The sequence below is a fragment of the Clostridium aquiflavi genome, from assembly GCF_031344075.1.
Lineage (GTDB): Bacteria > Bacillota > Clostridia > Clostridiales > Clostridiaceae > Clostridium > Clostridium aquiflavi.
Genome location: NZ_JAVJAN010000030.1, coordinates 42522 through 49211, shown reverse-complemented (window position 1 = coordinate 49211; position 6690 = coordinate 42522). Strand labels below are relative to the sequence as shown.

Annotated in this window: 9 protein-coding genes; all 9 read right to left on the bottom strand. The window is 27.3% G+C overall.

All coding sequences use genetic code 11. The features are described from left to right. Window positions 1-491 precede the first annotated feature (491 nt). The 9 genes from RGC78_RS11665 to spoVT all read right to left on the bottom strand — a co-directional run bounded on the left by RGC78_RS11665 (window position 492) and on the right by spoVT (window position 6633). Window positions 492-908: a S1 domain-containing RNA-binding protein gene (locus RGC78_RS11665; protein ID WP_252215913.1), complete on the bottom strand. Its 417-nt coding sequence runs from the start codon at window positions 906-908 to the stop codon at window positions 492-494. A gap of 56 nt (window positions 909-964) precedes the next feature. Beyond that, on the bottom strand, window positions 965-1258 hold the full coding sequence (locus RGC78_RS11660; RefSeq protein WP_252215916.1) for an FtsB family cell division protein: 294 nt from the start codon (window positions 1256-1258) through the stop codon (window positions 965-967). Between the two features lie 77 nt (window positions 1259-1335). Further along, entirely contained in the window at window positions 1336-1728 is a 393-nt protein-coding gene (yabQ, locus tag RGC78_RS11655) for a spore cortex biosynthesis protein YabQ (RefSeq protein WP_252215918.1), read from the bottom strand. A 17-nt stretch (window positions 1729-1745) separates the two neighbouring features. Then, window positions 1746-2039, bottom strand: a complete 294-nt coding sequence (gene yabP, locus RGC78_RS11650) for a sporulation protein YabP (protein WP_252215920.1) — start codon at window positions 2037-2039, stop codon at window positions 1746-1748. 132 nt (window positions 2040-2171) lie between these two features. Further along, complete coding sequence (locus RGC78_RS11645) at window positions 2172-2432, bottom strand: RNA-binding S4 domain-containing protein (protein WP_252215921.1); 261 nt, start codon at window positions 2430-2432, stop codon at window positions 2172-2174. 50 nt (window positions 2433-2482) lie between these two features. Continuing rightward, complete coding sequence (locus RGC78_RS11640; protein ID WP_003374604.1) at window positions 2483-2761, bottom strand: HU family DNA-binding protein; 279 nt, start codon at window positions 2759-2761, stop codon at window positions 2483-2485. A 202-nt stretch (window positions 2762-2963) separates the two neighbouring features. Further along, on the bottom strand, window positions 2964-4430 hold the full coding sequence (gene yabN, locus RGC78_RS11635) for a bifunctional methyltransferase/pyrophosphohydrolase YabN (protein WP_252215924.1): 1467 nt from the start codon (window positions 4428-4430) through the stop codon (window positions 2964-2966). A gap of 14 nt (window positions 4431-4444) precedes the next feature. After that, window positions 4445-5980, bottom strand: a complete 1536-nt coding sequence (locus RGC78_RS11630; protein WP_309556691.1) for a putative polysaccharide biosynthesis protein — start codon at window positions 5978-5980, stop codon at window positions 4445-4447. A gap of 101 nt (window positions 5981-6081) precedes the next feature. Next, a complete protein-coding gene (gene spoVT, locus RGC78_RS11625) occupies window positions 6082-6633 on the bottom strand; it encodes a stage V sporulation protein T (protein ID WP_252224248.1) in 552 nt (183 codons plus the stop codon). Window positions 6634-6690: the final 57 nt, after the last annotated feature.

Here is a 6690-nt window from a genome sequence, read left to right as displayed (position 1 = left end):
CGAAGACCGGAATCGAACCGGTACGGTGTTTAACCACCGCAGGATTTTAAGTCCTGTGCGTCTGCCAGTTCCGCCACTTCGGCTTACCAGTTAGGTTATTTCCTAACGACAAAATTTATTATACTGTATAGTTTCTACACTGTCAACATATATTTGATATTTTTTTATCTTTTTTCAAAATTTTATCCTAATAACAGAACAAAATCGCCAAAGAAACTTTAGAGCCGTCGATTTTTTTAGCCATGTACCCTTTCCAAATGCAACATAGGACTAATGGTGCGGTAATGATTATTTTTTATTCTTTAAAATGTACTCATCATGCCTCTAAAATACAATATTCTATAAGTTATCCTCAGATTGTTCCTAAAGAACAAAAAACGCCTTATAAATAGGCATTAAAACCTGTTTATAAGGACTTTATATAACATAATAAACTTAGATATAATAATTAATTTTGCATTAAATTATTATATATCTTTTAATTTACTTAATTATTTGGCTGGGAATTTCTTACCACCCTTACCTTTAAATTCTTGATGTTTTTTAACATCTTGCATTCTTTCTTCACTATCTTTTAAAAATCTAGACATTATGTCTTCAAAATTTCCTGAACCATTTTTCTTCTTTTCAGTATTTGAGTTCCAATCAATTTCAACTGGTTTTACTGATTTTTTTTGAATATTTGCTTGTTTTATTGAAAGACTAATCTTTCCATTGTCATCTATTGAGATAACTTTAACTTTAACTTTATCTTGTTCCTTAAGATGTTCTCTAATGTCTTTTACATAAGAATCCGCAACTTCTGAAATATGAACTAATCCAGTTTTGCCTTCAACTTCAATAAAAGCACCAAAATTTGTAATGTTTACTACTATACCTTCTAATATGTTTCCTGCCTCTAAGGTCATGTTTAAAAGTTTCCTCCTTAAAAATATAAAAATATATATTATAATATTATTAAAAACTATTTTTCAGAATTTGATGTTTGTTCAGAGCTGTTAACTACTTTTTCGCCTGGTTTTATCATTCCAAGTCTTTCTCTAGCTAGTTTTTCAAGATATTCACCTGAACCAGAGTCAATCTTTTCTACTTCATCTGAAAGCCTATTATTTCTTTTAGTTATTTCATCAAGTTGAAGTTGTTTTTCATTAAGTTGTTTTTCTATTCTATCAATTGCCAATCGTTGTCTAACATAACTAAAAACAAATATACTAAGTAATACCATTATTATTATGTTTCTAAATGTTAACTTTTTCATTTGCAGAACCTCTATTTCAAATTCTCTTATTTATATTGTAAACACTCTAAAGGTATTATTCAAGTAATTTTTTTGTGCTATTTACTTTTATCAATTACTTTGTAAAATACTATTTTTATTGGATATATAAGGTTCTTAAAAATTATTCTAAAAAAAGTATTTACTTTTTTTATTACTAATTGTTCTAATGAATAAAAATAACTACTTATAGCTTTCAAGTATATTAAAAGTGATATAATGATGAATATATAAACATATGGAGTTAAAAATGCATAATTAGTATACAATAAAAAAGTAAATATAATTAGAGCAGTAAGTACCCAAAAAAGAATGTCTTCGACAACTGTAATTATTTTTATTGAGTTTAACCCTCTTATGCCTCTATATATATCAAATAAAAAACCTGTTATAAGTCCTGCTATAACACTATACATAAGAAGATTAAACTGCATTGTCAAAGTTAACGGCATTTAGTATAACTCTCCAATTATTTAAACAACCTAGAAATTATACTTTCCTTGCTCTTCTTTACTTCTTTTCCATTGTAAACCATAGAATCAATGCTACCATTTATTATCACATCACCATTTTTAACATCTAGCTTATTCATCTTTAAATCTGAACCTTTAATACTTAGATTTCCCAAAACAGTTGTTAAATCTATTTTTTGACTATCAAAGCTTATAACCTCTATAACACCACTTAATATTAACTTCTGTCTATTTTCTAAAGATAAATTAGAATTTCTATCATTGAGCTTATTTTCATCTTTATTCTCCATAATAAATTCCCCCATATACTTTGTCTTATACAATATATGAAGATATATTTTAATTTATTCATTAGTAACCTTTTTATTTACCTTATAAGATTATAGATTTAAAGAGTAGCCTTTGATAAACACTTATCTAAGCTACTCTTTATCTTCTTGTCCTTCAATAATAACATACATTTCTTTTGCATCTTCTTTTCTTACATGTTCTTTAATATTAACTATTTTAGCTTTTAATATTCTATTTGCAAAAGTTATTTCTATTATGTCATCTTCTTTTATATCTGTAGATGGCTTTGCAACTTTTCCATTTATTGATACTCTTCCACTTTCACAAGCTTCTTTAGCTACAGTTCTTCTTTTTATTATTCTTGAAACCTTTAGATATTTATCTAATCTCATAATTGCTCCCTTGTTAAAAGAACCCGAGAAAACTCGGGTTCATATTTTTTCTATTTATTATTAACCTTATCTTTGAATTCTTTTCCTGGCTTAAATACTGGTACTGTTGTTGCTGGTATATTGATCACTTCTTTAGTTCTAGGATTTCTTCCTTCTCTAGCTGCTCTTTCTCTTGTTTCAAAAGTACCGAAGCCAACTAGTTGCACTTTTTCACCAGATTCTAATGCTTCTTCTACACTTTCAATAAAAGATTTTAAAGCTAATTCCGCATCTTTTTTAGTTAATTTACTTTTTTCAGCCATACTAGTTATTAATTCTGCTTTATTCACAATTACATCCTCCTCAAAATAAAGTTATAACATTTAATTGTCTAACTATTTCATATATGTACTAAATTACACCTCTTTATTATATAGCCAATGTGCCTAAACGTCTATATAAAAATAACTTATTAACACAGATACTGTTACTATAATAAATATTGTAATATAGTTCTTTTAATAATTATTCTTCAAAAACTAAATAAATCCTTTATTTTATTATACTTTTATTTAGTTTTTTTGCTTCTTCCCATAATATATCCATATCTTCTAAAGACATTTCATTTAGATTTAAATTTTTTTCCAATGCCTTATTTTCAATATATGAGAATCTTGAAATGAATTTATTAATTGTTGAGTTTAATGCTTCTTCTCCATCTACCCCTAAAAATCTAGCTACATTTACACACGAAAATAATAAATCACCAATTTCATTTTCTATATTTTCCTCATTCTCACTAATATATGCATCTTTTACTTCTTTTAATTCTTCTTTTACTTTTTCAAACGCAAAACTAACATCATCCCAATCAAATCCCACTCTTTTAGCCTTTTTTTGAACCTTATAAGCCCTCAAAAGAGATGGAAGTGATTTTGCTATTCCATTCATTTCTTCTGTTAATGTTTCGTATCCTTTTTCTGATTTCTTAAGTTCATCCCATTTTTCAAGTACATCTTTAGATGAATTAACATTCTTTAAGTTCTTAAATACATGAGGATGTCTATAAATCATTTTATCACAAATAGCCTTAACGACATCATTTATATTAAAATAACCATCTTCTTGGCCTATTGATGAATGAAACACTACTTGAAATAAAACATCACCTAATTCTTCAATTAAAGAATCATCATCTTCATTATTTATTGCATCTACTACTTCATAGCTCTCTTCTATCAATGAATTTTTTATTGATTCATGAGTTTGTTCTTTATCCCAAGGACAACCATTTTCGCCTCTAAGAACTTCTACAGTCTCTAATAAATCATAAAAATCTTTTTTGTTATTTAAATCTTTTGGTATATATACTGAAGTTAAGTAATCTATATCTTCTTGCATATCTAATTCATACAGTGGAATTTTTCTAATACTTTCTTCTCCAATTATCCCTGCTGCTCTTACATATACTATTTCAGTTTCATCATCATATTGTTGCAATAATCTTAGCTTTACTTCAGAAGCTATAAGTGGATTATATACTTGAGTAATTATAGTTCCAATTCTTTTATCTAATATTTGATTGTTTATATCAAAGGCATCTATTACTTTTAAACCTTCTATTGGATCTATTGCTAAACTTTCCATCATAGCATCAATAAAACTAACAGCTGGAATGACTTTATAATCTATATTTTCTTTTTTACATAGCTCCATTAAATTAAACACTGACTTTTCAGCTACTAGTGGATGTCCTGGTACAGCATATACTAATTCACCAGATTGCTTATATTTATTTATAATATCATTTGCTATATTGAAATAAACTTCATCAAAACTTTCTTCAGTATCATAGATATAGTCATAAGTTTTAAATTCAATATTATTTTCTGTTAAATAATCTACTGTTGGATGTTTTTCTGTTCTTAAGAAAATATTTTTACAATTTTTTAATTCTTCTATACATCCTATTGTTAGAGCTTCTTTAGCTCCTGGTCCTAATCCTACTATCTTAATCATTGGGAATCTCCTTTTTAGTTTCTTCTAAATCTACTTTTTATTTCTTCTATTTTAAATACTTTAAGTAACATTATTAATATTATATACACTATAATACCTAAAAATATAGATATTAAGCAAGATATACCATTACTTGTTGTACTTTTATAAATAAAATTATAGCTTATTAATACTAATATCATCATTAAAGTTGATGCATATGCTGGCTTTATTAATATTTCATATACATTAAGTTTAATTTTTAACTTCCACCTCATTGCTATTAAATTTAATATAGAAGATACTAAGTAAGCAGTTACACTAGCAATAACTGCACCATAAATATTAAATGCTTTTATAGGCACTAAAATCCATGTTAAAATTCCCTTTATAAAGCAACCTATAAATAAATTAATTACTGGTAATACATAATTGTCTGTTCCTTGTAAAATAGATGTTGTAGTTTGAGTTAAAATTATAAAAGGAATTGATAAAGATAGATATTTTAATATTTCTGCTCCTGCAAATCTTCCTGGGAATATAAATCTCATAATAGGTTCAGCTAAAAAAAATATTCCAAACATACAGGGTATAGCTATTACAGCAGACATTTTTATAGACATATTTATTTTTCTTTTTACTTCAACATGATTCTTAAGAATAAAATTTTCTGCAATAATAGGTATTAAAGATGTGCATAATGCCATTGATAAAGTTAATGGCACATTAACTATTACAGATGCTTTTCCTGTCAATTGAGCATATAAAACAGTGCTTTGCATATTAGTTAATCCTGCCTCTAATAACTTTTGTGGCACTACAATTGAATCTATAAGTCCCATTATACTTCCAACGGTTGCACCTAATGATATTGGAATTGCTATTCTTAATATATCGCTTAAAACATCTGGATTGGTTTTTATTTTTTTTATTCCATATTCTTTTTTAACTTTTTTGTATTTACTAAATAGATATATTCCAGCCATTATAGCACCTGCTGTTGCTCCAAAAGCAGCTCCACCAGCTGAATACTCTATTCCTCTAGGCAATAATATTACTGCCAAGCCTACGCCAAATATAATTCTCCCAATTTGCTCTATAAGTTGTGATGTAGCTGATGGTGACATATTCTGAAACCCCTGAAAGAAACCCCTAAAAACAGTTATAAATGAAATTATAACAGGTGCAAAAGAGATTCCAATAAGAGAGTAATATGCCTTAGAATCCCATTTTAAAAAACTAATAATAGGTTTTGCAAAGAAAAATAGTGCAAAAGTTGTGCCTGTCCCTAAAATAGCCATTAATATTGCTGATTCTTTCATAACCTCAAAAATTCCATTTATATCATCTATTGCATTATTTTCAGAAATCATTTTTGATATTGCTATAGGAACTCCTGATGCCATTGCTACAAAAAACATATATAAAGGATATGACATTTGATAATAGCCTATTCCTTCATCTCCAATTAACATTATTAAAGGCCATCTAAAGAATAATCCTAAGAATCTTGTTAGGATTCCTGCCATTCCAAGAATTAAACTTCCTTTTATTAAGGATTGTTTTTTCATAAAATACCTCCAAACTTCAAGTTATACTAATAATTTTTATTGTAAATTTGAAGGTATTATGACTTTTATTTTTATCAAATAGAAAATTATTTATGTAATCTCTATTGTTCCATTTGTTTTCCTAAAAATGTTGCAGCTGTTTCTGCCAATTTTAATTCTACTTCTCCTAATGTTTCTCCATCTTCCTTAGATAAAATAATTACTGTACCTATTGCATCTCCTTCTGCTAATATTGGAGAAATAACTTGATTTACATATTTGCTTTCATCATCGTCATTATGTAATGGAATAACAACATTTTGACTTTTATCTAACAATACTGTTTTTCTTCCATCCATAATGTCTTCTAATTCTGAGCTTATTTTTCTTTCTATGTAATCTTTCTTAGGTGCTCCACTAGCTGAAATAAATGCATCTTTATCTGCTATTAACACTATATGACCTATAGCTTGTTGTAAGCTTTCAGCATATTCTCTTGAGAAGTCAGTTAATTCTCCTATTGGAGAATATTTCTTTAATATTACTCCGCCTTCTCTATCTGTGAATATTTCAAGTGGATCCCCTTCTCTTATTCTTAAAGTTCTTCTTATTTCCTTTGGAATTACTACTCTTCCTAAATCATCAATTCTTCTAACAATGCCTGTTGCCTTCATTGGTTATTTAACCTCCTTTAAAACTTCAATAATTCTAATTGCAATATTATTATTTGA